Source organism: Streptomyces sp. NPDC060366 (assembly GCF_042725135.1).
In the GTDB taxonomy this organism is placed as follows: Bacteria; Actinomycetota; Actinomycetes; order Streptomycetales; family Streptomycetaceae; genus Streptomyces.
This window is the reverse complement of the sequence record NZ_JBHXDC010000001.1, coordinates 443,785-466,944: the sequence shown is the minus strand read 5'-3', so window position 1 is coordinate 466,944 and position 23,160 is coordinate 443,785. Positions and strand designations below refer to the sequence as shown.

At 72.3% G+C, this 23,160-nt stretch carries 23 protein-coding genes; 17 read left to right on the top strand and 6 right to left on the bottom strand.

What is annotated here, in order from left to right:
• Nucleotides 1–28: 28 nt before the first annotated feature.
• The 13 genes from ACFWHU_RS01895 (at nt 29) to ACFWHU_RS01835 (ending at nt 13,258) form a co-directional block, all read left to right on the top strand.
• Nucleotides 29–748 carry a class I SAM-dependent methyltransferase gene (locus ACFWHU_RS01895; RefSeq protein ID WP_385802080.1) on the top strand — a complete coding sequence of 240 codons (720 nt, stop codon included), beginning with the start codon at nt 29–31 and terminating at the stop codon, nt 746–748.
• A 32-nt stretch (nt 749–780) separates the two neighbouring features.
• Entirely contained in the window at nt 781–1,611 is an 831-nt protein-coding gene (locus ACFWHU_RS01890) for an IclR family transcriptional regulator (protein ID WP_385802082.1), read from the top strand.
• Nucleotides 1,612–1,782: 171 nt separating this feature from the next.
• Nucleotides 1,783–2,652, top strand: coding sequence for an ABC transporter substrate-binding protein (locus ACFWHU_RS01885; RefSeq protein ID WP_385802084.1), 870 nt, complete (start codon nt 1,783–1,785; stop codon nt 2,650–2,652).
• A 14-nt stretch (nt 2,653–2,666) separates the two neighbouring features.
• On the top strand, nt 2,667–2,792 hold the full coding sequence (locus ACFWHU_RS01880) for a hypothetical protein (protein WP_385802086.1): 126 nt from the start codon (nt 2,667–2,669) through the stop codon (nt 2,790–2,792).
• 259 nt (nt 2,793–3,051) lie between these two features.
• On the top strand, nt 3,052–4,077 hold the full coding sequence (locus tag ACFWHU_RS01875; protein WP_387223216.1) for an ABC transporter substrate-binding protein: 1,026 nt from the start codon (nt 3,052–3,054) through the stop codon (nt 4,075–4,077).
• Between the two features lie 7 nt (nt 4,078–4,084).
• Nucleotides 4,085–4,957 (top strand): ABC transporter permease, encoded by an 873-nt coding sequence (locus tag ACFWHU_RS01870; RefSeq protein WP_387223213.1) that lies wholly within the window; start codon nt 4,085–4,087, stop codon nt 4,955–4,957.
• On the top strand, nt 4,954–5,688 hold the full coding sequence (locus ACFWHU_RS01865) for an ABC transporter ATP-binding protein (RefSeq protein WP_385802092.1): 735 nt from the start codon (nt 4,954–4,956) through the stop codon (nt 5,686–5,688). Before ACFWHU_RS01870 ends, ACFWHU_RS01865 begins: the two co-directional genes overlap by 4 nt.
• A gap of 112 nt (nt 5,689–5,800) precedes the next feature.
• On the top strand, nt 5,801–6,706 hold the full coding sequence (locus ACFWHU_RS01860) for an ABC transporter substrate-binding protein (protein WP_387223211.1): 906 nt from the start codon (nt 5,801–5,803) through the stop codon (nt 6,704–6,706).
• Nucleotides 6,707–6,844: 138 nt separating this feature from the next.
• Nucleotides 6,845–7,999 (top strand): MFS transporter, encoded by a 1,155-nt coding sequence (locus ACFWHU_RS01855; RefSeq protein ID WP_387223208.1) that lies wholly within the window; start codon nt 6,845–6,847, stop codon nt 7,997–7,999.
• Nucleotides 8,000–8,044: 45 nt separating this feature from the next.
• Nucleotides 8,045–8,878 (top strand): M55 family metallopeptidase, encoded by an 834-nt coding sequence (locus ACFWHU_RS01850; protein ID WP_385802098.1) that lies wholly within the window; start codon nt 8,045–8,047, stop codon nt 8,876–8,878.
• Between the two features lie 82 nt (nt 8,879–8,960).
• Complete coding sequence (locus ACFWHU_RS01845; RefSeq protein WP_387223951.1) at nt 8,961–10,268, top strand: M20/M25/M40 family metallo-hydrolase; 1,308 nt, start codon at nt 8,961–8,963, stop codon at nt 10,266–10,268.
• 12 nt (nt 10,269–10,280) lie between these two features.
• Nucleotides 10,281–12,296, top strand: coding sequence for a prolyl oligopeptidase family serine peptidase (locus tag ACFWHU_RS01840; protein ID WP_387223205.1), 2,016 nt, complete (start codon nt 10,281–10,283; stop codon nt 12,294–12,296).
• Nucleotides 12,293–13,258 carry an LD-carboxypeptidase gene (locus ACFWHU_RS01835; protein ID WP_387223202.1) on the top strand — a complete coding sequence of 322 codons (966 nt, stop codon included), beginning with the start codon at nt 12,293–12,295 and terminating at the stop codon, nt 13,256–13,258. Before ACFWHU_RS01840 ends, ACFWHU_RS01835 begins: the two co-directional genes overlap by 4 nt.
• A gap of 14 nt (nt 13,259–13,272) precedes the next feature.
• Here ACFWHU_RS01835 and ACFWHU_RS01830 read toward each other — a convergent pair whose 3' ends face one another.
• Nucleotides 13,273–13,620, bottom strand: a complete 348-nt coding sequence (locus ACFWHU_RS01830; RefSeq protein ID WP_387223199.1) for a DUF6204 family protein — start codon at nt 13,618–13,620, stop codon at nt 13,273–13,275.
• A 67-nt stretch (nt 13,621–13,687) separates the two neighbouring features.
• On the opposite strand from ACFWHU_RS01830, the gene ACFWHU_RS01825 reads away from it, so the two are divergent.
• Nucleotides 13,688–14,584: an arginase family protein gene (locus tag ACFWHU_RS01825; RefSeq protein ID WP_387223196.1), complete on the top strand. Its 897-nt coding sequence runs from the start codon at nt 13,688–13,690 to the stop codon at nt 14,582–14,584.
• A gap of 107 nt (nt 14,585–14,691) precedes the next feature.
• A complete protein-coding gene (locus ACFWHU_RS01820; protein ID WP_387223193.1) occupies nt 14,692–16,677 on the top strand; it encodes a DUF5107 domain-containing protein in 1,986 nt (661 codons plus the stop codon).
• A 49-nt stretch (nt 16,678–16,726) separates the two neighbouring features.
• Here ACFWHU_RS01820 and ACFWHU_RS01815 read toward each other — a convergent pair whose 3' ends face one another.
• The 4 genes from ACFWHU_RS01815 to ACFWHU_RS01800 all read right to left on the bottom strand — a co-directional run bounded on the left by ACFWHU_RS01815 (nt 16,727) and on the right by ACFWHU_RS01800 (nt 20,213).
• Nucleotides 16,727–17,086: a VOC family protein gene (locus ACFWHU_RS01815; protein ID WP_385802110.1), complete on the bottom strand. Its 360-nt coding sequence runs from the start codon at nt 17,084–17,086 to the stop codon at nt 16,727–16,729.
• A gap of 58 nt (nt 17,087–17,144) precedes the next feature.
• Nucleotides 17,145–17,954 (bottom strand): class I SAM-dependent methyltransferase, encoded by an 810-nt coding sequence (locus tag ACFWHU_RS01810; protein WP_387223190.1) that lies wholly within the window; start codon nt 17,952–17,954, stop codon nt 17,145–17,147.
• 120 nt (nt 17,955–18,074) lie between these two features.
• Entirely contained in the window at nt 18,075–18,632 is a 558-nt protein-coding gene (locus ACFWHU_RS01805; protein ID WP_387223188.1) for a GNAT family N-acetyltransferase, read from the bottom strand.
• Nucleotides 18,633–18,710: 78 nt separating this feature from the next.
• Nucleotides 18,711–20,213 (bottom strand): bifunctional phosphatase PAP2/diacylglycerol kinase family protein, encoded by a 1,503-nt coding sequence (locus ACFWHU_RS01800; protein WP_385802116.1) that lies wholly within the window; start codon nt 20,211–20,213, stop codon nt 18,711–18,713.
• 117 nt (nt 20,214–20,330) lie between these two features.
• Here ACFWHU_RS01800 and ACFWHU_RS01795 point away from each other — a divergent pair, with 117 nt between their 5' ends.
• Both ACFWHU_RS01795 and ACFWHU_RS01790 read left to right on the top strand, forming a co-directional pair.
• Nucleotides 20,331–20,918, top strand: coding sequence for a TIGR03086 family metal-binding protein (locus ACFWHU_RS01795; RefSeq protein ID WP_387223185.1), 588 nt, complete (start codon nt 20,331–20,333; stop codon nt 20,916–20,918).
• Between the two features lie 54 nt (nt 20,919–20,972).
• A complete protein-coding gene (locus ACFWHU_RS01790) occupies nt 20,973–22,223 on the top strand; it encodes an aminotransferase class I/II-fold pyridoxal phosphate-dependent enzyme (RefSeq protein ID WP_387223182.1) in 1,251 nt (416 codons plus the stop codon).
• A 235-nt stretch (nt 22,224–22,458) separates the two neighbouring features.
• Here ACFWHU_RS01790 and ACFWHU_RS01785 read toward each other — a convergent pair whose 3' ends face one another.
• Complete coding sequence (locus ACFWHU_RS01785) at nt 22,459–23,154, bottom strand: DedA family protein (RefSeq protein ID WP_385802161.1); 696 nt, start codon at nt 23,152–23,154, stop codon at nt 22,459–22,461.
• Between the last annotated feature and the right edge of the window lie 6 nt (nt 23,155–23,160).

The following is a 23,160-nucleotide window of genomic DNA, read 5'->3' as shown; positions in this document are numbered from 1 at the left end:
CGGGGCCGAATTCGGGAGGTCGTCACAGATGGGCGTTACGGAGCGCTACCGGGATTCATGGGAAGGCTACTGGCGCGGGACCTCCGACGCGCCGGGCGAGGCGATCTGGGACTCCGACCCGTCCCTGACCGCCGAACCGCACTGCGACATACTTCTGCCGCACGCCGACCCGTCGCTGCCCGTGGCCGACCTCGGCTGCGGCAACGGCACCCAGACCCGCTATCTCGCCACCCGCTTCCCCCGCGCCCTCGGCGTCGACCTCTCGCACGCGGCGATCGAGCACGCCCGGTGCGCCGACACCGAGAAGGTGGCCGAGTTCGAGCAGCTCAGCCTCGTGGACCACGAAGCGGTCCGGGCGCTGTCCGCGCGGGTCGGCGACACCCATGTCTATATGCGCGCCGTCATCCACCAGAGCGAACCGCAGGACCGGCCCGCCGTCGCCGGGTCGGTCGCCACGCTGCTCGGTGAGCGCGGCACGGCGTTCGTCGTGGAGCTGACCTCCGGGTCCAAGGCGGTGCTCCAGCGGGCAGCAGCGGATCCCGGCGGACCGCCGGCGAAGCTGCGACGGGTCTTCGACCACGGACTGAAACCGGCCGGGGCCGCCGACGACGAAGTGCCGCGGCTGCTGGGCGAGGCGGGCCTGCGGATCATCGACAGCGGGGACACGACGCTGCCCCAGACGGAGTATCTGGCCGACGGCACCCGGATCGACCTGCCCGCGAGATGGTTCGTCCTGAGCCCTGCCTGACGCGCCCCGCGGGGCCGGGTTAACGTCGGCGGATGAGCCTTTCGACTTCCTCCGCCGTCGAGCCCGACTCGCCGGCCCGTGGGGCACGTACGAGTGGTGTGCAGTCCGTGGCCAGGGCCGCGCGGCTGCTCAGCGCTGTGGTCGACAGCCCTTCGGGGGCCACCCTGACCGAGTTGTCGAAGACCACCGGGCTCAATGTGAGCACCGTGCACCGGCTGCTGGGCACGCTGACGGCCGAAGGGCTGCTGTGCCGTTCGCGGGAGAGCGAGCGTTTCCTGCCCGGTCCCGTACTGCTGCGGCTGGGGCGGCGTTCGCTCTCCTCCAGCGGTCTGCCCGATGTCACCGCCGTACTCAAGGAGTTGGCCGATCTCACCGGGGAGACCGCGAGTGTCGGGGTGTGCCGCGGAGACACCGTGCTGACCCTGATGAGCGTGCAGTCGGAGCAGCCGCTGCGGTACTTGGGGGAGCCGGGCCGCTCCGTACCGCTGACCGACTCCGTGATGGGGCTCGCCATCGCCGCCTTCGACCCGGACCGCGACCGCGCACCCCTGACCGGAGCCGGCCCCGGAGACGGTACGTACGGCGACGACGACGGTGACCGCGAACGCTGGTCGCTGGGTGTCGAACTGCTGGCCACCCGCTTCCGCGGTTACGCCGTCCTCGACGATTCGGGCGGCAGCGGACTCCGGGGGATCGCCGCCCCCGTGCAGAGCGGATCGGCGTACATCCGGCTCGCGGTGGACATCCAGGGACCCGCGAGCCGGATGGCGGACGACGACCTCGGACGGCTGGGCTCCGCCGTGGTGGCCGCGGCGGAGAACCTGCGCGGGCTGCCCGTCGCACTCGCCCTGGGCCAGCTCTGAGCGCCCTCCCCGGGCCGCCTCCGAAGCCGGTCGACTCGCACCCCTTCGCTCTTTTCGCAGAGTGAAAACTCATCGCGCCATGTGAAAAGCGGCAGTTGACGCGTGATGCGGGCTGCCTTAAAGTCGTCCTCGCGATACCACGACCACGGTGCGAAGGGAGCGGACGACGACATGGCCCCACGACACGACGGCGCTCTCGTCATCTCCCGCAACCACCCGGTCTTCGACCTCCCCGAGATCGTCGCCGTCGAGCGCGGCCTGTTCGCGGACGCCGGTCTCGACGTGCGCTTCGCGGACGCGGGCACCGCCGGCGAGAGCGACGTCAGGGACCCGATCGCCCGCCGCAAGGAAGCGCTGTTCGAGACCGAGCGGACCGATCTGTTCAATCTCTGCGAATGGGGCGGCATCGACCGTCTGGAGCGCAACAGCCGTGGCGGGTACATCGGTTACCTCCGCCCGGCCGTCGTCGCCCAGGCGCTGGTGAGTTTCGATCCCACGCTGAACGAGCCGCACGACATGAACAACGTGCCCGTGGGTGTCAACGAGTTCACGGGCTCGCACTACACCGCCCTGCATCTCCTGGAGGGCACGGTGCCCCGGGAGCAGATCAAACTGGAGCATGTGGGCCCGCCCGCCGCGCGACTCGAATCCGCCGCGCGCGGAGAGCTGCGCGCCGTGATGCTGATGGAGCCCTTCCTCAGCCTCGCGCTGGAGCGCGGCGCCCATCTGCTCGGCTGCTACTTCTACCGGGGCGCGCAGGTCGTCGCCCCGCACCTGACGGCGGAAGATCTCGACCTCTTCATGTCGGCGGTCAACTCCGCCGTGGACATCATCAACGCGGACCGGCAGTCGTTCGCCGCTCATGTGGTCGAGGAGGTGGCGGGCGCCCTCGCGCCCGAGCGGCTCCGTCCGGAGTACCACCGCTTCACCCACGCGACGCCCTTCACCCAGGAGCGTTTCACGGAGAGCTACGCCTGGATGAGGTCCTGGCAGCTCACGGACGGCCGCAGTGGCTACGACACTCTTCTGGCACTGAGGTAAGGGGGCGAGTGACCATGACCATTGAACTGGCGCACGCGCCGCGCCTCACCCGGCGCTACCACCTCGACCTCTGTCTCCTCGCCGGCGGGCTGTGTCCGGGCGATCCCGGCTGTCTCACCCCCTGCCGTCAGACACGCTGACGCCTCGTACGGTCCGGCGCGCACGCACGAGCCGGCTTCCCGTCCCATCGGGCGCACCCTTCTGAACGGCGGCCCCGCCGCTGTCCGTCGCTGAACTCCTTCACGCGACAGCCCACCGTTCACCTCCGCTGCTCCGTCGGCCCACCGTCGTGCCGCCATGCCATGCCACGCCGCGCCCCGGTACGCCCCCGCACGGCGCGCGCTCCGCCCGCCTTCCCGCGCGGCCCCCTTGACCGCAACACCCTCCGAGGAGACCTCCATGCATCCCGCACACCCCTTTCCCCGGCCCATGAGCCGCCGGGGTCTGCTACGCGCCGGCGGTCTCGGCCTGGCCGCCGCCGGCCTCGGCCCGCTGCTCTCGGCCTGCGGGAGCGACGACTCCGGCAGCGGGGGCGGCCTGTCCGCCAAGGTCGAGGACACCCAGGCGGGCACCGCCGGCGCGGTCATACGGCCCATCAGCGAGAAGCAGAGCCTGGTGGGAGCGCTGAAGCTGTCGTACGTCGCCGGAACCGGCCCCGGTGATGTGCAGAACAAACTGCTCTCGGGCGCGCTGGACGTCGCCAGCATGGGACCGATCGGAGCCGCCGTCGCGCTGGAGGCCGGGGCCGACGTCGTGATCTTCTCCGCGAGCCTCGCCAACCACGTCCGCTGGCTGGTGCCGGAGAACAGCCCGTACCGGACGATCGAGGATCTGCGCGGCAAGAAGATCGCCACCCCGCCGAAGAACAGCGACGCCTACCGCTCGACCCAACTGTCCACCGCCGTCAACGGAGTTGATTTCGAGTCGGAGTACCAGGCCCATCCGGGCGCGGTACTCGCCGGTCTGGCGCTCTTCGAGCGCGGCGACGTCGACGCCATCATCACCATCGAGCCCAACGCCACCCGGCTCGTCGCCAAGGGGGCCAGGCAGCTCTCCACCATCACCGAACTGTGGCGCAAGGGCACCGGATCGGACGCCCAGCTCCTGCTGAACGGCCAGGGCGGCGAACGGAGTTGGGTGGACGCCAACAAGGAGACGGCCGCCGCTCTTGCCGCGCTGCGCCTCGGCGCCCACCACTACATCGCCGACCACCCCGAGGTGCTCGCCGAGCTGCACGCCTCGTACGGCGTTCCGGCCACCGAGAAGAAGGCCATCGCGCTGCTGCCCGAGCGGCTCGCGGGGATCTATCCGCAGGAGTGGAACGAGACCTCGTTCGCCAACCTGCGCGAGCAGTTGAAGGTGGCCGCGCGCACCGGGCTCATCAAGTCCGTACCGGACAAGACCGTCTATCGCTCGCTGGGGTGAACCGGACGTGACATCGAATCTGCTGAAGAGTCCCCGGACGGCCGCACCCGCCGCCGTCCCCCCGAACGATCCGCCCCGTCCCGGTCCCCGTCCACGCGCCCGCCGGCCGGCCCCGCTGACCCGGCTGGCCCGCCGCGTCCTCCCCGTCATCGCGTTCTTCGTCGTCCTCATCGGCGGCTGGCAGGTGCTCGCGCTGCGCGACGACAGCCCGCTCATGCCCCAAGTACCGGTCATCTGGCAGGCGTTGACCAGCGCGGTGGCCGACCCGGTGTTCTACGAGTCGCTCGGTGTCACGATGCTGAGGGTCTCCCTCGGCTTTCTGCTGGCCTTCGCCGTGGCCGTGGTCGTGGGCATCGCGATGGGCCGCGTCGAGTTCGTACGCCGTTTCTTCGAGCCCGCCGTGCTGATCGGCCTGACCGTGCCCGGCCTCGTCTGGGCACTGCTGTGCGTCATGTGGTTCGGGATCTCACTGACCAACCCGGTGGTGGCCGTCGCCCTGTCGGCGGCGCCCGCACTGACCCTGAGCATCTACCAGGGCACGCTCGCCATGGACGGCGACCTGCGCGAGATGGCATACGTCTACCGCTTCCCGGCCCGCTACAAGCTCCGCTATCTGTGGCTGCCCGCGCTGCGTCCGGCGCTGCTGTCCGGGGCCAGGCTCGGGCTGTCGCTGTCCTGGAAGGTAATCGTCCTGGTGGAGATGTTCGGAATGTCCAGCGGGATCGGCTACCAGCTCAACAACCAGTTCGCCGCCCAGGACGTCGCCGCCGTTCTCAGCTGGACGCTGCTGTTCGCACTGGTCATGGGGGTGCTGGAGTACGGCGTCCTGCAAGGTCTCGAACGGCGGCTGAACCGCTGGCGGAAGGTGACCGCCGTATGAGCACGCACTCCGCGCGCCTCGTCCTCGACGGCGTGACCAAGGGCTTCACCACCGGCCGGACCGGACAGCGCGAGACCGTCTTCGAAGACTTCGGGCTGCGCGTCGAGGAAGGCGAACTCGTCGCCGTCGTCGGTGCGTCGGGCACAGGCAAGACCACACTGCTCCATCTGGTCGCCGGGCTCGAACAGCCCGACGCGGGACGGGTGGAGACCGGCGGGAGCCAACAGGGTCGGCTGGGCGTCGTCTTCCAGCAGCCCCGTCTGCTGGACTGGGTCTCCGTCCGCCGGAACGTCGAACTGGCCCTGCACAGCGCGGGTCTCGACCCGGCCGGGGCGGGGCCCGCCCTGGCGGACGTAGGGCTCGCCGACTACGCGGACCGCTATCCCTCCGTACTCTCCGGCGGGCAGCGCCAACGGGCCGCCGTGGCACGCGCGTTCGCCGTTGAGCCGGAACTGGTGCTGCTCGACGAGCCGTTCAGCGCCCTGGACCAGCTGACCGCGCGGAGGCTGAGACTGCTGCTCCAGGACCTGTGGACCGCGAGGCCCCGGACGGGACTGCTGGTCACCCACAACCCGCTGGAGGCGGCGTTCCTGGCCGACCGGGTGATCGTCCTGGACGGCAGGCCGGCCGTCATACGCGAGGAGTTCACCGTCGGCCTGCCACGCCCCCGGCTGCCCGAGGACCCCGCCGTCTTCGATCTCCACAGCAAGATCCTCGCCGCGCTGGGCTGACCGCCCGCGCCCCACCGTCACCGCGCGGGCCCACCGCGCGGACAGGTGCCCCTCCCGGCACCGGCACAGGCCCCGCCCCGGGTCCTGCCCACCGAGACGAAAGGTGTCCGTCATGGCGCCCAGGAAAAAGATCACCATGGAGACGCTCTCCCTGGTCTTCTCCCTCCCCCAGCTCGTTGCCAAGGAGGAGGGCTACTACGAGGAGGAGGGGCTGGACGTCGACTTCGTGCCCAAGGGGTACGAGGCCGCCGTCACCTTCCTCGACGACCACGAACTCGTCAGCTCCTTCGGCACCGTGCGCTCCAACTTCGAGAGCGGCGACGCCTCCCTGTACCGCGCCTGCGAGTGGGGGCAGATACGCCGTTCGCACGACACCGAGGTCGGCGGCCGCGTCGTCGGCAAGCGGGCGGCGGTCGGCAGCCAGGCCATCTTCGTACGGCCCGACTCCCCGGCCGTGCACCCGCAGGACCTGGCCGGTGAAGCGGTCGCGGTGAACTTCCACCACGGCTCGCACTATCTCGCGCTCCAGGCCCTGGAGGGCTTCCTGCCGCGTGAGGAGATCAAGGTCGTGCACGTCGGCGGGCCGCAGCAGCGGTTCGAGGCGCTGCGCGACGGGCGTGTGCCGGCCGCCGCCCTGATGGAGCCGTGGATCACCGTGGCGCAGAAGCAGGGGTACCAGCTGCTCACCGAGGCGTTCTACGTCGGCTCGGAGATCGCCTCCCCCGAGGTCGACGCGGACACCTACGACGCGCTGAACCGCGCCGTGGTCAAGGCCGTCCACAAGCTGAACGAGGACCCTTACCCCTATCTGCACCACCTCATCGGCGAGGTCCCGGCCTCGATCGACCCGGACCTGAAGCCGACGGACTTCGCGCGGTGGCGTCTGCGGTTCGTGGAGCCCTCGCCGTACCCGCAGGGGCAGTTCCAGCGGACGTTCGACTGGATGCGCACCTGGGACCTCATCAAGGAGGACGGCTCCTCCTACAACACGCTGGTCGACAATCTGCTGCCGGCCTGATCCGGACGACAGGCCCCGAGGCGCGGCCCGCGACGCGCGGGGGCCGTACGGCGCTGGAACCGCCGTACGGCCCCCGCGGGTCTGCGCGCATCCTCCCATCCTCCCTGCCCCTTCCCCTTTCCCGACAGAGGTCCGACTGTGCGTGAGCTACGGGTGTGGCCCCTGTACGTGGGCGGATTCCTCGGCCCCTACGGCAGCACGATGGTCACCCCGATCGTGCACGAGGTCGCCGCCGGGCTGGACAGCACGCCCGGACTCGCGGCCGGCGCCGTCACCGCGTACATGCTCCCGTTCGCCGCGCTGATGCTGGTCAGCGGCACACTGGCGGAGCGGTGGGGGCGCGGGCGTGTGATGCGCGTGGCGCTCGCCGGGTTCGTGGTGGCGACGGTGCTGTGCGCCGTGGCTCCGACGATGGAACTCTTCCTGACCGCCCGCGTACTCCAGGGCGCGGCCAACGCCTTCACCACCCCGCTGCTGGTCGCCGCCATCTCCGACCTCGTCGGCGGGGCGCGGCTGGGCCGTGCTCTGAGCTGGTTCGCCGCCGCGCAGGCGGCCGGACAGGGAATGAGCCCGCTGTTCAGCGGGATGGGCGCGGCGGTGAACTGGCGCCTCGCGTTCGTGGTGCCTCTGCTGTGCGGACTGCTCCTGGTGTGCTTCCCTCCGTCGGCCGCGGCCACCCGGCGGGTCGCGACCGCGCCCGCCTCGTGGCGGTCCCTGGCCAACCGGCGTCTTGCGCTGGCCTGTTCGGTGTCGTTCCTCTGTTATCTCGCGTCGGTCGGGCTGACCGTGATGCTGGTGCTCCGTGCGCGGGACCGGTTCGGGCTGGGGCCGGTGGAGACCGGGCTGCTCAGTTCGGCGTTCGGGCTGGCCGGGATCTGCGCGGCGCCGGTGGCGGGCCGTCTGCTCGCCGGGAAGGGGCCGCACCTCTCCGGCATCTGGTCCAACGCGCTGCTCGTCACCGGGTTGGTGACGGCCGCCCTCGCGACGAGCCTGCCGGTGCTCCTGACGGGCGTGGCGCTGGTCGGCGCGGCGGTGACGGGCCTGCGTTCGGTCACCAACACGCTGGCGGTGACCAGCGCACCCGACAACCGGGGCGGCGCCGCGTCCCTCGCCCTGTCGGCCCAGTTCTTCGGAGGGGCCGCGGCGGCGCCGGTGTGGCTGCCGATGTACCACGCGTACGGGGACCTGGGGTTCGCGGCGGCGGCGGGTGCGCCCCTGGTGGCACTGGCCGTACTCGTCACATCGGCACGGAGCACGTCCGGGAAGGTTCGGACCGCTCCGCGACCTACGTGAAAAGATCCTTGGCCCGGGAATTCGGCGGCGGGTACCGTGGGCGAAATGAAGATCCTGATCAGCGCCGACATGGAAGGCGCCACCGGTGTGACCTGGCCGGGCGACGTCCTGCCGGGGACGCCGCAGTGGGAGCGCTGCCGCACCCTGTTCACCTCGGATGTGAACGCCGCCGTCCTCGGCTTCCTGGACGGCGGCGCCGACGACGTGCTGATCAACGAGGCGCACTGGTCCATGCGCAACCTGCTGCTCGAGGAGCTGGACGACCGGGCCCAGCTGCTCACCGGGCGGCACAAGTCGCTGAGCATGGTCGAAGGCGTCCAGCACGGTGACGTCGACGCCATCGCCTTCATCGGCTACCACACGGGCGCGGGCACGGAAGGCGTCCTCGCGCACACGTATCTCGCCAACTCCATCACCGGGGTGTGGCTGAACGGCGCGCGCGCGAGCGAGGGGCTGCTCAACGCCCATGTCGTCGCCGAGTACGGCGTCCCCGTGGTCCTCGTCACCGGCGACGACCTCACCTGCCGGGACGCCGACGGGTACGCGCCCGACGCCCGCAAGGTCGCGGTGAAGGACTACGTCTCCCGGTACGCGGCGGTCTGCCGCACCCCCGCGCGTACGGCCGCCGACATCCGTGCGGCGGCCCAGGAGGCGACCGCACTGGCCGTACGGTACGAACCGGTCGACGGCGGCCCGTTCACCGTCGAGCTGGAGTTCGACGCCGAACATCTCGCCGGGGCCGCCACGGTCGTCCCCGGAGTGGTCAGCAGCGGCGAACGGCGTGTCGCTTACACGACCGAGACGATGTACGACGGCATTCGCAGCTTCAAGGCGGTCACCACGATCGTCTCGGCCGCGGTGGAGGAGCAGTATGGCTGACATGACGCCCGACCAGACACCCGCCGGTTCACCCGGCACGACGCCCGCGGACGCGAGCACCGACCGGGCCGACGCCGTCGACATGGTGGCCCTGGACGAGGTGGTGTCCTTCACCTCCGAGCTCATCCGGATCGACACGACCAACCGCGGCGACGGCGACTGCTTCGAGCGCCCCGCCGCCGAGTACGTCGCCGAGCGGCTGGCCGCGGCCGGACTGGAGCCCACGCTCCTCGAACGCACCCCCGGCCGTACCAACGTGGTCGCGCGCATTCCCGGCAGCGACCCGACGGCCGACGCGCTCCTGGTCCACGGCCATCTGGACGTGGTACCCGCCGAGCCCGCCGACTGGTCCGTGCACCCCTTCTCCGGTGAGGTCAAGGACGGCGTCGTCTGGGGCCGCGGGGCCGTCGACATGAAGAACATGGACGCGATGATCCTCTCGGTCGTCCGCGCCTGGGCCCGGTCCGGGGTCAGGCCGCGCCGCGACATCGTCCTCGCGTACACGGCCGACGAGGAGGCCAGCGCGATCGACGGCTCCGCGTTCCTCGCCGACCACCACCCGGAGCTGTTCGAAGGCTGTACGGAGGGCATCAGCGAGTCCGGCGCCTTCACCTTCCACGCCGGACCCGGCATGGCGCTCTACCCCGTCGGGGCGGGCGAGCGCGGCACCGGCTGGCTCAAACTCACCGCGCACGGCAGGGCAGGCCACGGATCCAAGGTCAACCGGGCCAACGCGGTCAGCAGGCTCGCCGCTGCCGTCGCCCGTATCGGCCAGCACGAATGGCCGCTGAGGATCACCCCGACCGTCCGCGCCGCGCTGAAGGAAATCGCCACGCTGCACGGCATCGACGTCGACGTCCACGACGAGCACTTCGACGCGGACGCCCTGCTCACCAAGCTCGGCCCCGCCGCGGCCCTGGTCGAGGCGACCGTGCGCAACAGCTCCAACCCGACCGTCCTGGAAGCCGGTTACAAGGTCAATGTGATCCCCGGTCAGGCCGTCGCCTATGTCGACGGGCGGATGCTGCCGGGCACCGAGGACGAATTCCGCGCCACCCTCGACCAGTTGACCGGCCCCGACGTCGACTGGGAGTTCCACCACCGCGAAGTCGCCCTCCAGGCCCCGGTCGACTCCCCGACGTACGCCAAACTCCGGGCGGCCGTCGAGCGGTTCGATCCGGCCGGGCACGTCGTGCCGTACTGCATGTCCGGCGGCACCGACGCCAAGCAGTTCTCCCGCCTCGGCATCACCGGCTACGGCTTCTCGCCGCTGAAGCTGCCCGCCGGCTTCGACTACCAGGCCCTCTTCCACGGTGTCGACGAGCGCGTCCCGGTGGACGCCCTGCACTTCGGGGTACGCGTACTCGACCACTATCTCCAGACCGCGTAGAGGGAGTTGGGCATGGAGCAGCCGACGCCGTACGGCTCATGGCCGTCACCGATCGACGCCGCGCTCGCCGCCTCGCACGACGGGCGGCCCGAGTTCGTCGGCACGGTCGGCGACGAGGTGTGGTGGACGGAGCCGCGGCCCGCGGAGGACGGCCGGCGCGCACTCGTGCGCGGCCGGCCCGACGGCCGTGAGGAATCGGTCCTGCCCGCCCCGTGGAACGTCCGCAGCCGGGTCATCGAGTACGGCGGCAAACCCTGGGACGGTGCGGTACGGGCCGACGGCTCCACCCTCGTCGTCTTCGCGCACTTCCCCGACCAGCGGCTCTACGCCTACGAGCCGGACGGCGACATGCCCCCGCGCCCGCTCACCCCGGCCCCCGCGCCGGACGGCCGGCTGACCGGCACCCTGCGCTGGGCCGACCCGCAGATACGCCTCGACTCCGGCGAAGTCTGGTGCGTACTGGAGGAGTTCACCGGCGAGGCACCCACCGACGTACGCCGCGTCGTCGCCGCCGTACCGCTGGACGGCTCGGCCGCCGACGACCGGAGCGCCGTGACCGAACTCTCCGACGACCGGCACCGCTTCGTCACCGGACCCCGCGTGTCACCGGACGGCGGGCACGCCGCGTGGATCGCCTGGGACCACCCCCGAATGCCGTGGGACGGCACCGAGTTGCTGCTCGCCGACGTGACGGGGACGGGCCCCTTCGAGCGGGTGCGCACCGTCGCCGGGGGCCCCGAGGAATCCGTCGCACAGACCGACTGGGCCGCCGACGGCTCCCTCCTCTACGTCTCCGACCCCGGCGACTGGTGGCAGCTCCACCGGCTGCGGCTCGACCCGTCGGCGCCCCTCGGCGTGGGCGCGCCGACCCGGCTGAGCCCCGCCGTCGAGGAGGAGTTCGGCGGACCGCTGTGGAAGATCGGCCTCCAGTGGTTCCGGCCGATGGACGACGGCATGATCGCCGTCGTCCACGGCAAGGGCTCCACCACGCTCGGCATACTCGACCCCGAGACCGGTCAGCTCGCCGACGCCGCGGGACCCTGGACCGAATGGGCGGCCACCCTCACGGTCCGCGGCTCCCGGGTGATCGGTGTCGGCGCCAGCCCGCGCAGCGCGTACGAGATCGTGGAGCTGGACACGGCGACCGGGCGGGCCCGGGTCATCGGCTCGGCGCACGACGACCCGGTCGACCCCGTGTACTACCCCGAGCCGCAGATCCGCACCTTCACCGGGCCGGACGACCGCGAGATCCACGCCCACATCTACCCGCCGCACAGCCCCGACCACAGCGCGCCCGGCGATGAACTGCCGCCGTACGTCGTGTGGGCGCACGGCGGGCCGACCAGCCACTCCCCGCTCGTACTCGACCTGGAGATCGCCTACTTCACCTCGCGCGGCTTCGGCGTCGCCGAGGTCAACTACGGCGGCTCCACCGGCTACGGACGCGAGTACCGCGAACGGCTGCGCGAGCAGTGGGGCGTCGTGGACGTCGAGGACTGCGCGGCCGTCGCCCGCGCCCTCGCCGACGAAGGCACCGCAGACCCGGCGCGGCTCGCCGTACGGGGCGGCAGCGCGGGCGGCTGGACCAGCGCCGCGTCGCTGACCGGCACCGACGTCTACGCCTGCGGCACCGTCATCTATCCGATCCTCGACCTGTCCACCTGGGCCGAGGACGGGACCCACGACTTCGAGTCGCGCTATCTCGAATCGCTCGTCGGCCCCGTCGCCGAGGTCCCGGCCCGCTACCGCGAACGCTCCCCGATCAACCACGTCGACCGGATCACCGCCCCGTTCCTGCTGCTCCAGGGCCTGGACGACGTGATCTGCCCGCCCGTCCAGTGCGAACGCTTCCTCCAACGGCTGGCCGGGCGCGGCATCCCGCACGCCTACATCACCTTCGAGGGCGAGGGCCACGGCTTCCGTAGGACGGACACCATGGTCCGCGCGCTGGAGGCCGAACTGTCCCTGTACGCCCAGACCTTCGGGATCGACCGCCCCGACGTGCCCGTGCTGGAGCTGAAGAAGTGACCCCCGCGCCCGACCCGACCACCGCACCCCTGGCGCCACTCGTACGCGCGCCCCGGCTGCGGCCCGGCGCGAAGGTCGCCGTCGTCGCCCCCAGCGGCCCGATGCCCGCCGAACGCCTCGAAGCGGGCCTGGACATCCTGCGCGGCTGGGGCCTCGATCCCGTCGTGGCACCCCATGTCCTGGACACGCACCGGGAGTTCGGCTATCTCGCGGGGACGGACGAGGCACGCGCCCGCGACCTCCAGGACGCCTGGTGCGACCCGACGATCGAAGCCGTCCTGTGCGCACGCGGCGGCTACGGCGTCCAGCGCATGGTCGACCTGCTCGACTGGGACACCATGCGCGCCGCGGCCCCCAAGGCCTTCGTCGGCTACAGCGACATCACCGCGCTGCACGAGGCGTTCGCCGTACGGGCGGGCGTCTCCACGCTGCACGGCCCCATGGTCGCCGCACTGACCTTCCTCAAGGACCCCGCCACCCAGGAGTCGCTGCGCGCGACGCTCCTCGAACCCGACACGGTCCGGGTCATCGGCCCGGACACGGCACGCGCCCTCGTTCCCGGCCGGGCCCGCGGGCTCACCCTCGGCGGCTGCGTCAGCCTCCTCGCCGCCGACCTCGGCACCCCGCACGCCCGCCCTTCCGCCACGGGCGGGCTGCTGCTGATCGAGGACATCGAGGAGGAGCCGTACCGGCTGGACCGGATCCTCACCCAACTCCTGCGCTCCGGCTGGCTGGACGGGGTCGCCGGCATCGCGCTCGGCTCCTGGGCGGGCTGCGGCCCGTACGACGACGTGCGGACCCTGATGCTCGACCGGCTCGGCGGCCTCGGCGTCCCGGTCATCGAGGAACTGGGCTTCGGTCACGGCCCGACGAATCTGACGGTGCCGCTGGGCGTCCCCGCCGTCCTTGAGACGACGGCCGCCGGCGCCACACTCACCCTGGAGGTCCCGGCGCTGACGTAGCGCCGGCCCATCGGTCAGCGGCTCTTGCGGTTGATCTTCATGGTGTCCATGTCCGTCACCGACGACCGCAGCTCCCCGAAGCCGACACCCGCGCCGCCGACGAGAGCCTTCAGCGCCGACTCCGCCCGGTCCTCGGCGAGCGCCGCCGCCATCTCATCGCCGTCGGCCGCGTCGGAGAGGACGACGAAGCGGAACGAGAAGTGCTTGAGCACCCGGTCGTAGGTGAGCGACCCCTCGGGCGTGAACCGCATCCGGCTCAGCCCGTGCTCCTCGACCTCGTCGAGCAACCGGGCCCGCGCCTCGTCCGTCAGCTCCCGGAAAGTCCCGCGCACGATCACCCGATACGTGTGCTGCGTGGTCATGGACGTGCCGCCTTCTCACCGAGTAACCAGATTGAAGAACGAGCGTACGACGCCGAGGATGGATCGCATGCGGAATATCGTGGTGATCGACGCCCCCTCCAACCTCGGCCTCCGGCCACCCGCCCCCGGCACCGTGCCCGGCTGCTACAAGCTCGCCGGCGCCATGCGCGAGCAGCGCATCGTGCAGCGGCTCGGCGCCTTCGAGGGCGGGGTCGTCGTACCGCCGCGCTACGACCGGGGCGACTGGAAAGAGGGCGACGGGGTCTTCAACGCCGCCGCCATCGCCGCGTACACACCCAAACTCGCGGACCGGATCGAGCGCCACGTACGGGCCGGCGACTTCCCCCTCGTCCTCGGCGGTGACTGCTCCATCCAGCTCGGCGCCTCCCTCGCGCTGCGCCGGATCGGGCGGTACGGCATCGCCGCGATCGACGGCTCCGCCGACTTCCGGCACACCGGCAACTCCCCGTCCGTCGGCGCGGCCGGCGGCGAGGAACTGGCCATCGCCACCGGTCGCGGGCAGAGCGACCTCAGCGACATCGAGGGACTGCGCCCCTACATCCGCGACGAGGACGTGCGCCTCTTCGGCATCCGCGACTACGACGAGGACCGCGAGGAACTGGCCCGGCTGAGGATCCCCACCGTCTCCGTCGGCGAACTCCGCGAATGGGGCACCGCCGACATCACCGGCGCCGTACTCGGGACGCTGGAGCTCCCCGAGACCGACGGCTTCTGGGTGCACCTGGACGCGGACGTCCTCGACCCCGAGGTGATGCCCGCCGTCGACGCCCCCGACGCCGGGGGACTGCTCCCCGACGAGCTCCGGACGCTGCTGACGATCCTGGTGCGCTCGGACCGCTGCGTCGGGCTCAACCTGACCATCTACGACCCCGACCTCGACCCCGACGGCACCGCCGGCGCGCTGCTCGCGGACATCGTTGTGGCGGCCCTCACCCAAGACTGATCTCCAGGTCCTCTGTTCGGCGCGCACTCGACCGTGTTCCATGGTCATCGGGTGCGCGCCGGCCAACCGAGCCCCGGCGGCCCCAGCGAGCGAAGCGAGGTTTGCCTGTGGCCACGAGCGTGCGACGTGCCGTACTGACCCTGCCTGCCGCCCCTTTGGGGCCGGAGAACCCCCTGCCCGCGATGCGGCCGCTCGACGAGACGCACTCCATAGACGAACGCGCCAAGCGGGAGCTGCCCCGCGACATGGCACGGCAGATCGGTTACGAGCCGCTGCGCACCCTGCTGCCGGTCCGCGTCCTCGACGGTTACGGACGCGACCGCGAGCCGACCGACTTCGACGCGATCGTCATCGAGAACGACCGGCTGCGGGCCACCGTCCTGCCGGGCCTCGGCGGCCGGATCCACTCCCTGCACCACAAGCCCACCGGACGCGAACTGCTTTACCGCAACCCGGTGTTCCAGCCCGCCGACTTCGCGCTCAACGGCGCCTGGTTCTCCGGCGGCATCGAGTGGAACATCGGCGCCACCGGCCACACCACGCTCTCCTGCGCGCCTGTGCACGCAGCCCTCGTCCCCGCGCCCGACGGTGGCGAGATGGTCCGGCTCTGGGAGTGGGAGCCCCTGCGCGGCCTGCCGTTCCAGGTCGATCTGTGGCTGCCCGACGACTCCGACTTCCTGCACGTCGGCGTCCGCATACGCAACCCGCACCAGGGGCCGGCGCCCGTCTACTGGTGGTCCAACATCGCCGTCCCCGAGGACGAGCACACCCGCGTCCTCGCACCCGCCGATGAGGCGTGGCACTTCGGGTACGAACGGAGCCTGCGCCGGGTCCCGGTGCCCGAGTACGACGGCGTCGACCGCACGTACCCGCTGCGCGGCGAATACCCCGCGGACTACTTCTACGAGGTCCCCCTCGACGCCCGGAAGTGGATCACCTCCCTCGACGCGGACGGCCACGGACTCGTCCAGACGTCCACGGACACCCTGCGCGGACGCAAGCTCTTCCTCTGGGGCGCCGGGCGCGGCGGGCGGCGCTGGCAGCGGTGGCTCACCGAACCCGGCACTCCCGGCTACGCCGAGATCCAGGCCGGGCTCGCCCGTACCCAGCTCGAACACGTCAAGCTCGAAGGCCACGACGACTTCAGCTGGCTGGAGTCGTACGGCCCGCTCGAAACCGACCCCGCCGCGGTGCACGGCGCCGACTGGGACGCCGCCCGCGCGGAGGTCGCCGACCGCCTCGAACTCGCCCTGCCCCGCGCGGATGTCGACGCCGCGTACGAGGCGTGGCTGCCGTACGCGGACAACGAGCCCGGCGAACGCCTCGCCACCGGCTCGGGCTGGGGCGCGCTCGAAGTCCTGCGCGGCGCGATGCGCGGCGGATACCAACTGCCCGGCACACCGTTCGACGAGTCCATGCTCGGCGAGCAACAGGCGCCGTGGGTCGAGCTGTTCGCCCAGGGCACGCTCCCGAAGCCGCGCGAGATCGTGCCGCCGGGACCGACCCTCGTCGCGCCGCACTGGCGCGACATGCTGGAGACGGCGCCCGCCGAGCCGCTGACGGAGTATCACCTCGGTGTCACCCAGTGGCACGCGGGCGATCTGGCCCAGGCGGTACGGAGTTGGGAACGCGGCCTCAAACTCGCCTCCTCCCGCTGGCCGTTGCTCCGCTGCCTGGCCGTCGCCGACCGCGAGGGCGGCAACCCGGAACGGGCCGCCGACCAGTACGCGGAAGCCTTCGACGACCTCTGCCGCGAACGCGCCGACGAGGGAGAGTCCTGGACGGCGGCCACGGCGTCCCTGGCGCGCGAGGCGATCGCCGCGCTGCTCACCGTCGACCGCCCACGGGACGCGCGCCGCGTCTGGGACCGCCTGTCGGAGGCGACCCGGCAACGGGGCGCGTTCCGGCTGATAGAGGCCCAACTCCTGCTCGCCGAGGGCGAGAAGGCGGCGGCCCGCGCACTGTTCGACGCGGGCTTCGAGGTGGCGGACCTGCGCGAGGGCGCCGAGACGCTGAACGAGGTGTGGTCGTCCCTGACGGACGACCCGCTGCCGGAGGCGTACGACTACCGGATGCGTCCTGCGGCCGGCTGACGAGCGGAGTTCTCGGACGGGCCGCGCGCACGGCCCGTCCGACGTCCCGTCAGCCGTTCTGGACCGGGTTGCGGTCCACGTACTCGAAGATCGAGCCGTCCGGGTGGACGGCGATCAGGTTGCGGCCGGCCGGTGTGGGGACCGGGCCCGCGACGACCTGGGCGCCGACGCCCGTGAGCGCGGCGAACGCCTCGTCGACGTCCTTGACGGCGATCGTGGCGGTGACCTTGCGCAGCACCTCGATCTCCTCGGCAGGACCGCTCATCAACAGGAAGCAACTGACGGCGGCGACGGAGACCCCGCCGCGCTCGAAACGGAGCGCGGGGCTACCGGTCAGGCGTTCGTAGAACGCGACCGAGGTCTCCAGGTCGTCGACGCAGATGCGCAGCGTGGTTCCCAGGATTTCCATACGGGTGAGGGTAGCGAAGCACCCTCACCCGCGACCATGATCTCGAAGGACCCAACCCTCAGACCCGGCACAGGACTTCGCCGTGCGGGACCATGAACCACGCGTCGGGGTCGGCGCCCCACACGCGCCACGCCTCCGCGATGGCGGTGAGGCGCTCGTCCGTCGCGTGGCCGCCGCGCACCGCGAGCTCTGCGTAGACCGACGCCGTCGTCCGCTCCGCCCAGAGGCCGCTCCACCACGCGCGTTCCTCCGGGGTGGCGAAGCACCAGGCCGTCGCAGTGGACGTGATGTCCGTGAAGCCCGCGTGGCGGGCCCAGGAGCGGAGCCGGCGGCCCGCGTCCGGTTCGCCGCCGTTGGCGCGGGCGACCCGGCGGTACAGCTCCTGCCAGCCGTCCAGCTCGGGCGACGACGGGAACCAGGTGAACGCGCCGTAGTCGCTGTCGCGCGCCGCCACAACGCCTCCCGGCCTGCACACGCGGCGCATCTCGCGCAGGGCCTGTACGGGGTCGCCGACGTGCTGGAGCACCTGGTGGGCGTGGACGACGTCGAAGGAGTCGTCCGGGAAGTCCAGCGCGTGGACGTCGGCGACCGCGAAGCGGACGTTGTCCAGGTCGCGCGCCGCGACCGTCTCCGCGGCCCGCTCCAGCACGTCCGCCGCCGCGTCGACCGCGGTCACCGTGCCGGGCGCCACCAGCTCCGCCAGGTCGGCCGTGATGGTGCCGGGACCGCAGCCCACGTCCAACACGTCCAGGCCGGAACGGAGTTCGGGGAGGAGATACGCCGCCGAGTTCGCCGCCGTCCGCCAGCGGTGCGAGCGCAGGACCGACTCGTGGTGGCCGTGGGTGTAGACGGCGGTCTCTCGTACCATGACCGGGCTCCCTCTCGTGAAGTGGTCCCGTCACGGTACGCCGCGATGTCGGAATATGAGACCCGTGTCTCGCGATGTGGTCAGAGACGTCAAGGGGCGTCAAGGGGCGACAATGGGGCCTCACTCGCCGGCCGTGCGCCGCCACTCCTCACGCGTGAGCCCGTACTCCACGTCCCCCCGCTCCGAGCCCTCGATGACCTCCGGCCAGTCCTCGAAGTACGTACGGAGATACGTCAGCCCGGCCTTCTCCAGCACCCGCCGGGAGCCCGTGTTGACCGTCATCGTGTTCGCCGTGACCCGCTCCGTGCCCAGCTCGGTGAACGCCTTGCTTACGAGCGCGCGAGCCCCCTCCGTCGCGTACCCCCGGCCCCACACCGCCCGGTGCAGCCGGTAGCCCAGCTCCACCACCTCCCAGCCGGCGTCGTTCAGCGGCCGTAGCTCGAACCAGCCCAGCCACTCGCCGGTGGACCGCTCCTCGGCCGCCCAGAAGCCCCGCCCGAGGAGCCGGGGCAGGACCTCGGCCCGGAACGTCCCGGGCGCGGCCGGCACGCCGCCGTCGATGAAGCGCTTCACGCCGGGGTCGTTGTCCAGCGCGAGGAGACGGTCGAGGTCGGCCTGGACGCAGTCGCGCAGCCGCAGCCGCGGGGTCTGAAGAAAGGGCGGGGTCTCGGAGTCCATGTCCGGGATCCTCGGCCGAGGGCCCCGGGCCGCGCCAGCGATTTCGGCCGGGCGGGACTTCGCGGACACGAACCGGAGTCACTGGAAGGCGCGCGGGCGGTAGACCGTCAGCCCCTCGTTCGCCTTGTCGATCGTCAACTCGACCGGCGACTCCGCCACTTCGCCGTCGAAGGCCAGCGGCGTACCGGGCGCGATCCCCTTGATCCGTACCCGCCGCATCCGCTCCGCCGCGTGCACCGGCGACCGGCTCAGCGGACCGGCCGCCGCCGCGGCCAGCAGCCGCAGGCTCGGGAAGCTGCCGCCGTGCACCACCCGGACGTCCAGCAGACCGTCCGCCAGGTCGAGCCGGTGGCCGGGCGTGAACCCGAAGCGCTGGTAGATGCCGTTCCCGGCGAACAGCATCCACAGGGACCGCTGCCGGCCCTCGAACTCCGCCTCCAGCTGATGCTGGCCACGCAGCACCTTCACCGCCGCCAGCACCCCGGCGGGCCAGCCGCCGATCCGCGGCCCCCAGTGCTCCCGTACGCGCACCAGCTCCGGGTAGACACCCAGGCTGAAGGTGTTGAGGAAGTGCCCGCTGACCCCGTCGGGACCGGTGAACCGCCCGAGGTCGACGCGGACCGCGTCACCCTCCGCCATCGCGCGGCACGTGTCGTGGAAATCCTCGATCCCCAGGTCGTACGCGAAGTGGTTCAGCGTGCCGCCGGGGAACACCGCCAGTGGCAGTCCGTGCCGGGCGGCGACCACCGCGGCCCGGTTGACCGTGCCGTCACCGCCGACGATGCCCAGCGCGCGGCACCGCTCCGCCGCCTTCTCCAGCTCCGTGTTCACCTCCTCGGGATCGCACTCCACGAACTCCGCGAGCGGCAGCGCGTCGTGCAGCGCGCCCGCGGCGTCCGACGAGCCCGACGCCCGGTTGACGACGATCACCATGTCCTCGCCGCCCGGCAGGACCGGCGCCTGCGCGTGCGGCCGGCCCGGCGAGGGCAGCTGCGAGCGGGTCGGCACGATGCCCCGTACCGCGTACGCCGCCCCCACCCCCAGCGCGGCGCCCACCAGCACGTCGCTCGGGTAGTGCACACCCGTGTAGACGCGGGACGCCGCGACGGAGAACGCGATCGGCGCCACCACCGCGCCCCAGCCCTTCGACTCCAGGGCCACCCCGGTGGCGAAGGCGGCGGCCGACGCCGCGTGCCCGGACGGGAAGGAGGTGGTGATCGGCTGCCGCTTCAGCTGCCTGATCACCGGTACGGCGTCCAGGACGGGCCGCCGGCGGCGTACCGACCGCTTGCCGACGGTGTTGATGGCCGCCGACGCGACGGCCAGCGACGCCACCCCGCGCAGGGCGGCACGCCGGGAACGCTGCCCGCGCCCGATGAGGGCGATTCCGGCGGCGGCCCCGAACCAGAGGAGACCGTGGTTGGCCGAGCGGCTGAGCCGCGGCAGCACAGGGCCGGCGCCGGGCCAGTGCCGGTCCGCCGCCGAGCTGAATACCTGCTGGTCCCAGCCGGTGAGCAGGGCGGCGATCCGGCTCCGGGTGCCGGGATCGGCCGGGGTGCGGCCCGCGTAGATGTCAGACATGGAACGCGAGTACCCCGTACCACGTGGCGCCACGCAGAACCCGGGCCGGACGCGAAAGGCCGGACACGTGTTCGGCCGGACTCGCGTTCGGCGGGGCGGCCGGGGAGAGTGGGAGACATGGACGATTCACTGCTGGACAGGCACGGCGAGGCGCTCGACCTCTTCACGGACCGGGTGCACGCCGTCGGCGCCGACCAGTGGCGGGCGGGCACGCCCTGCGCCGAATGGTCCGTACGCGACCTGGTCAACCACCTGACGGCCGAGCAGCTCTGGGTGCCCCCGCTGGTGAGCGAGGGCCGGACCATGGCCGAGGTGGGCGACGCCTTCGACGGCGACGTACTGGGCGAGGACCCCGTCGCCACCTGGGACCGCGCCGCGGCGGCGGCTCGCGCCGCGTTCGCCGAGCGGGGCGCGCTGGAGCGCGCCGTTCAGCTCTCGTACGGCAGGACACCGGTCGCCGCCTACTGCGCGCAGATGGTGCTCGACGCCGTGGTCCACACCTGGGACCTGTCGCGCGGGATCGGTGTGAACGAGCGGCTGCCCGGACCGCTGGTGGACTTCGCGCTGGCGGAGGTCGAGCCGTACGCGGGCGGCCTCTCAAGCAGCGGCCTGTTCGACGCCCCGCTGAAGCCACCGCCGGGCGCCGACGCGCAGACCCGCCTGCTGGCGATGCTCGGCCGTAAATCGGGCCCGTCGGCCGGCTGACCACATCCGGCCGGACGGTCGGATCAAGGCCGATGAGGGCGGGAGGTGGCGGGCATGGGCTCGATCGGTACGACGGGGTCTGCCGGGCTGATCCATGAAGGACACGGGCCCGTGCGGTACGGGCCGTCGGCCCCGGACATGGGCCTGCCCGCGCTGCCCGAACTCGTCGCCGTACTCGCGGACGCGGCAGGACAGACATCGCCCGAGCCGCCCGGCGGCGGCCCCGTCCTGCGCGAGGCCGCCTGCGGCTACTGGTCCAGACGCGGCCTGCCGACACATCCCCAGGAGGCGGCGGTGGCGGCCGGCCCGCAGCCGCTGCTTCTCGCGCTGCTCGCCGCGCACGGCGGCGACATCCTCATGCCCCGCCCGCACCCGGCCTCCTGGGCGCCGCAGGCCAGACTCCTGGGCCGGCCCGTGTTCCAGGTGCCGACGCCCGCGGAGTGCGGCGGCGTACCCGATCCGTACGCCCTCCTGGAGACGGTGCGCCGGGTACGGGCCGAGGGCGGCACGCCACGCCTGCTGCTGCTCTCGATCGCCGACGACCCGACCGGCACCGTCGCCCCGCCCGAGCTTCTCAGGGAGGCGTGCGAGGCCGCCGTCGGCGAGGGCCTGCACATCATCAGCGACGAGACATGGCGTGACACCCTGCACCGGCCGCACGAGACGGTGCCGCTCAGCCCGGCCGAGATGTGGCCCGACGACGTCACGGTCTTCTTCGACCTGGCGGGCGCGTTCACCCCGGCGTCGTGGCCCGCCGCCGTCGCGCGCTTCCCCGCCACGTCGGGCGGCGCCCTGCGCCGGGCCAGGACGCTGGACCGTCTCACCGCGCTGGGCGCGCTCGTCGCGGGGCCGGTCGCCGCCGCTGCCGCCCACGCCTTGGACGAGCCGACGGCCGTGACCGAGCGGGCCGCCGCCGCGACGGCGCTGCACGCGCGCGTGGCCGGCGCCGTACACCACGCCGTTCTCAGCGCCGGGGCGCTGACCAGGCCGCCGCAGGCGGGCCGCCATCTCTACGCGGACCTCGGGCCCGCGCGCCGCGCTCTCGCCGCACGCGGGGTCGGCGACTCCATGGAACTCGAGGAGTTCCTGGGCGAACGGCTGGGCGTTCAGGTGCCCGGCGGGCACCGGTTCGGGGACGAACTGGGCGCGTTGCGGGTGCGGCTCGCCACCGGACCCCTGCTCGGGTCGACCCCGGAGGAGCGCATGGAGTCCCTCAACGCGGCGGATCCTCTGGAACTCCCGCACGTCGCCGAAGCGCTCGGCATTCTGACGACGGTTCTGGCAGAGGCGCGCGAACCGCGCTGAACGGGATTTCCCCGACGGAACCCGGCCGGGACGGGGAGACGGCGCGCACCGCGCCGGGCCCCGCCGACCGTCTGCGTACCGCCCTGGAGGGCCTTGCGACGAACCGCCTTCGCACCGCGCGGAACGAGCCTCGATGCCTGAACTCGGCCTCGGCGGCTGCCTCCCCGTGCCTCCGCCTTCCGAGCCACGGTCGACACGGACATCAGCCGCTGTGCGGCGGACGCTCCCGTGACGCTCACGCCTGTCGGCCGTCCGGCTCCGTCGGGCCGTCGGCGACCGGGCGACCGCCCGCCGTCGCCGGGCCGTCCGGCCCGCTCTTCCCGTCCGAGCCCTTGCCGCGCCCCCGCAGCCTTCGCCACAGCGCCGGCCCGCCGCTGATCAGCACCGTCAGCGCCACCGCCGCGACCACGCCCTCCCACGGCTCCGCGAAGAGCGACCCGCCGAGGATCCCGATCAGCTGGTACGTCGCCGCCCAGGCCAGGCACGCCGGCAGCGCGCCCTTGACGAAGCGCGTCGTCGGCCACCGGCTGAGCAGACACGCCAGCATCACCGGGATCCGCCCCGCGGGCACCAGCCGCGACAGCACCAGCACCGTCACGCCGTGCTCCCGCAACTTGCGCTGCGCCTCTTCAAGAGTGTCGTCGGCGACCCGCCGCTCCAGCGCCGCCAGCCAGCGCGAGCCGTTCTTCGAGTTGACCCCGCGTCGGCCCAGCCAGTAGAGCGCGATGTCGCCGAGGAACGCCGCGAACGAGGCGACGACGAATATGTAGAGCAGCGCGAGCGGCGCCGTCTGGTGGAAGGCGACCACGGCCGCCGAACTCACCACCGCGCCCGTCGGTACCACCGGCACCAGGGCCCCCAGCGCCACCAACAGGAACAGCGACGGATAGGTGACCGCCTGCTGCGCCGACTCCGACGGCAACTGGCTCATGAGCTG